Raw genomic sequence first — 4432 nt, forward strand, 5'->3', positions numbered from 1 at the left:
CACTCTCTTACGTGTTTAAACGCTTGATATTCACAACTCTTTTTATTTGATTTGTTGAATAAACTAGTATTGTCAAATGAAAAGAAAACCAATTTTATTCCTGGCAGGGCTGTTATTTCTGATAGCCTGCGGTCAGAAAGCATCTGTTCCGAGATCACAGTCTGATTTTGTTATGAGACTGAAAAGAGCACAGGATACTGTGAAAATCTTCCAGCACCAGAAAGAGTTACAGGCCCGGATCATTACCAACATGGGAAAATACGTGGCAAATAACCTCACGTTTAAACACTGGACTTTCAAAGTTGAAAACATCAGCGATCTGGGACTTGATTTAAAAGTACCGGCTCCTAAAGATACCACTGGCTACAATGTTAAATTCGTCATGCCGGTAAGTCCGGAAGTAAAAGATGCGGCCTCGAAACTAAAAGTGGGCGACCTGATAAAAGTTGATGGGGAAATTGCCATGAAAACTCCTGAGGGGAAAATCAGTATGAACGACTATTTCCAATCAGATTCGGCTAAATTTATTAAGATAGCTCCAACATTGATCCAATAAAGACATTCTTAGGGAGCATTCACAAACAAGGCCGAAAAGCAGGTTGAATGGTCGTTATGTTATGACTGTGGGAATAATTCTTATAAAAAAAGCGGCTTTCGCCGCTTTTTTTATAAGCCTCTAAGCCATTTGACCACTTCATCGCGGGTCTTGCCTGTCTTATTCTGAAGACGTCCGTAGAGTTCATCCTCTTTTCCTTCTTCATATATCAAATCATCGTCGGTTAAATCACCATATGCCTGTTTAACCTTTCCCTTAAGCTCGTTCCAGCTTCCTTTCAATTCTAACTTGTCCATAGTATAGATATCTAAATTTGTTCTGTTTAAATAACAGCAGGAACAACATCTTGTTTCAGATATCCGCTATTATACCAGCGCCCCCGACCTGATCTCTTCCACTACCCCCGGATCCAGAAGCGTGCTCGTATCACCAAGGTTAGAAGTGTCCCCTTCTGCTATTTTCCTCAGGATACGGCGCATAATCTTTCCCGACCTGGTTTTGGGCAGCCCCGTAACAAACTGAATCTTATCCGGCTTTGCAATAGCACCGATGATCCGGGTGACCGTTTTCAGGATATCTTTCTGAACAAGCTCCGCCTCATTGTGTAAAGAACTCCCCAGGATTACATAAGCATAAATTCCCTGGCCTTTTATCGCATGAGGATAGCCCACCACAGCACTCTCGACTACGTCGGCGTGCATATTGATAGCATTTTCCACCTCGGCAGTACCAATGCGGTGTCCTGACACATTTAACACATCATCTACCCGCCCGGTAATACGGTAGAATCCATCGTCATCTCTTAAACATCCATCCCCCGTGAAATACATATCCGGATAAGCTGAGAAGTACGTGTTCCGGCAGCGTTCATGATCACCATAAGTTGTTCTGAGCATTCCCGGCCATGGGAATTTGATGCAGAGGTTACCACTTACACCATTCCCTTCAATTTCTTTCGCATTTTCGTCCATCAGACAGGGTTGAATGCCCGGCAAAGGAAGGCTGGCGTAGCCTGGCTTTAGAGGGGTAATTCCAGCTATCGGAGAGATCATTAAGCCGCCTGTTTCCGTCTGCCACCAAGTGTCGGCTATAGGACAATTCCCCTTCCCTACTTTGTCGTGAAACCAATGCCAGGCTTCTTCATTAATGGGTTCTCCTACAGATCCAAGCTTTTTCAGGGAACTCAAGTCTTTACCCTCGAGGGGTTCATCGCCAAATCCCATCAGTGAGCGGATAGCTGTTGGTGCCGTATAAAGGATATTCACCTTAAATTTATCGGTAATCTGCCACAGCCGGTCGGGACCGGGCCATGTAGGAACCCCTTCGAACATAAGCGTCGTAGCACCCTGAGAAAGAGGCCCGTAAACGATATAGCTATGTCCTGTAATCCAGCCGATGTCGGCGGTACAGAAATAGATTTCCCCGGGTTCGTATTGAAATACATTCGCAAAAGTATAGCCGGTATACACCATATAGCCCCCGCAAGTATGCACAACGCCTTTGGGTTTCCCGGTAGAGCCCGAAGTATAGAGAATAAACAAAACATCTTCCGCGTCCATCTCCTCAGGCGGGCACTCGGGGTTTCCCTGTGTTTCCACCTTCTTTATCTCATCTTCCCACCAGACGTCCCGACCTTTTATCATGGACACAGGCGTCCTGCTGCGTGTCAGGACAATCACTTTATTTACACTACGACACTGGACAAGAGCATCATCAATAACCTCTTTCAGGGGAATATCCTTCGCCCCCCGGAACCCGCCATCGGCTGTGATCACCACACAGCATTCTGCATCGTTGATCCTGTCGGCAATGGATTGGGCAGAAAACCCTCCAAAAATAACCGAATGAATGGCACCTATTCTCGCACAGGCCAGCACAGCGATTGCCAGTTCGGGCACCATCGGCAGGTATATGCAAACCCGGTCTCCCTTTTTCACTCCGTTGTTTTTCAAAACGTTTGCAAACTGACAAACCTTATCGTGCAACTGGCGATAAGTGAGCACACGATGTGCCTCATCAGGGTCATTTGATTCCCAGATGATAGCTGCGGTGTCACCGTTTTGCTCAAGATGACGGTCGAGGCAATTCTCCGTAATATTGAGCTTCGCGCCTTCAAACCATACTATTTCCGGATCACGGAAGTTCCATTTCAATACTTTGTCCCACTTCTTCCGCCAGTAGAAGTTATCAGCTACTTCACCCCAGAACTTTTCGGGGTCTTTCACACTATAGTTGTAAACTTCTTTGTATTCGTCAAATGAAGAAATTTTTAGGTTCATGTCACTCGTTCGTAATTACTATTTATTTATATACTGATTATTTGGGCAATGATTGCAGTCTGCTATCGGCTGTCAGCAATCGGCTCCTGCTTAAATTATTGAATAGTTTGTTGCTCCATATTCCCGGTTATTTGTCAGCAGATTCCGCAAATCTTTATCAATAACTCTACTAACAACTGGTACAATCTCCATCAAATCACCAATTTCTGGTTCATGATTTTATAAATTTTAAATCACAAAATCGTTAATTCACTTTCCGTATTCTCCTTTCCATGCGTAATATCCAAACAGGATAAAGCCAATAGTGATAGGAATAAAAATAGCCACTATCACACTCCAGAACACGAAATCTTCGGCCGTGGCTCCCGGTACACCCAATACCGAAATAGCCTTATATGTCAGAAAAACAGCCAGCAGCAAGCCTCCTGTAAACCACACAATACCCAGATATTTCTTTAGCTTATTCATTCTATTTAATCATTAAACTGAACATCTGTTTTCTTTTTTATGTAAATAAAGCCGATTATCAGGCATAAAGCCGCCACACCTATCGGATACCAAAGACCGTCGAATGGTGTCGCTCCCGGCAGGGAAGTCAGACTGGTAGCAATAAAAGGTGTCAAACCACCAAAAACACCATTTCCTATATGGTAAGGAAGCGACATAGAAGTATACCGGATGTTGGTGGGAAATAATTCGACAAGAAAAGCTGCAATGGGACCATATACCATCGTTACAAAAATCACCTGAACGGCAATCAGGAAAATCAGTATCCAGAAGGATTTTCCGGGAAGCACGAGTTCTGTAACAGTCGCCGGTTTTCCCGCCTCTCCTGAAAGAGATTCAACTGATGTTGTCGTTTCTCTGAGTTCGGTGCCGTCTGTATACATGCGCGAGACGGTCCTGATATTTACCCGGCCATCGTTTTCGACCTGGGTTTCATTCCGCAGGGTCTTCAGGTCCTGACGTTCGACTTTGAGGCTCATGTCAGACAAAGCATACATCTGCTGGTACAAGGGCCGGTAAAAAATCACCCCCAGCAGCATTCCGGCCAGCATGATGTTCCGCCTGCCGATCTTATCTGACCATCCGCCGAATATGACGAAAAACGGTGTTCCTATCAGTAAGGCAATTGCGATGACGTAATTCGATTGTACAAATTCCACGTGCATGGTTTTCTGAATAAAAGACAGGGCATAAAACTGTCCCGTATACCAGACTACCCCCTGTCCGGCAGTAGCGCCGAATAAGGCAAGTAAAACCATTTTAAGGTTCTCCTTTTTGCCAAACGATTCTTTAAGCGGATTTGAAACTATTTTCCCTTCGGCTTTAATTTTTGCAAACAAGGGCGACTCATGCATCCTGAGCCTTATGATGATCGATACGACAACCAGGAAGGCAGAAAGGAGGAAAGGAATGCGCCATCCCCAGTTATTGAAAGCGTTAATATCCAATGCATAACGGGTAAGAAGAATCACCCCGAGCGACAAAAACAAGCCGAGGGTTGCCGTTGTCTGGATAAAACTGGTGTAAAAACCTCTCCGGCCGGCGGGTGCATGTTCCGCAACATAGGTGGCAGCACCACCATATTCGCCTC

Annotated in this window: 5 protein-coding genes; 1 reads left to right on the top strand and 4 read right to left on the bottom strand. The window is 45.0% G+C overall.

What is annotated here, in order from left to right:
• Positions 1-76: 76 nt before the first annotated feature.
• Positions 77-556: a hypothetical protein gene (locus tag DDR33_RS16230; protein ID WP_109416858.1), complete on the top strand. Its 480-nt coding sequence runs from the start codon at positions 77-79 to the stop codon at positions 554-556.
• 110 nt (positions 557-666) lie between these two features.
• Here the strand turns inward: DDR33_RS16230 and DDR33_RS16235 are convergent, their stop codons facing one another.
• From DDR33_RS16235 to DDR33_RS16250, 4 genes are all read right to left on the bottom strand, one after another.
• The gene (locus DDR33_RS16235) at positions 667-852 is read right to left on the bottom strand and encodes a CsbD family protein (protein WP_109416859.1); all 186 of its coding nucleotides are present in this window, start codon (positions 850-852) and stop codon (positions 667-669) included.
• A gap of 69 nt (positions 853-921) precedes the next feature.
• A complete protein-coding gene (gene acs / locus DDR33_RS16240; RefSeq protein ID WP_109416860.1) occupies positions 922-2835 on the bottom strand; it encodes an acetate--CoA ligase in 1914 nt (637 codons plus the stop codon).
• A gap of 249 nt (positions 2836-3084) precedes the next feature.
• Positions 3085-3303 (bottom strand): DUF6814 family protein, encoded by a 219-nt coding sequence (locus DDR33_RS16245; protein WP_109416861.1) that lies wholly within the window; start codon positions 3301-3303, stop codon positions 3085-3087.
• 5 nt (positions 3304-3308) lie between these two features.
• Positions 3309-4432 (bottom strand): MFS transporter (locus DDR33_RS16250; RefSeq protein ID WP_238387829.1); only part of this gene is annotated, 1124 nt, incomplete at its 5' end.

Origin of the sequence: Pararcticibacter amylolyticus (assembly GCF_003130405.1) — a bacterium.
GTDB lineage: Bacteria > Bacteroidota > Bacteroidia > Sphingobacteriales > Sphingobacteriaceae > Arcticibacter > Arcticibacter amylolyticus.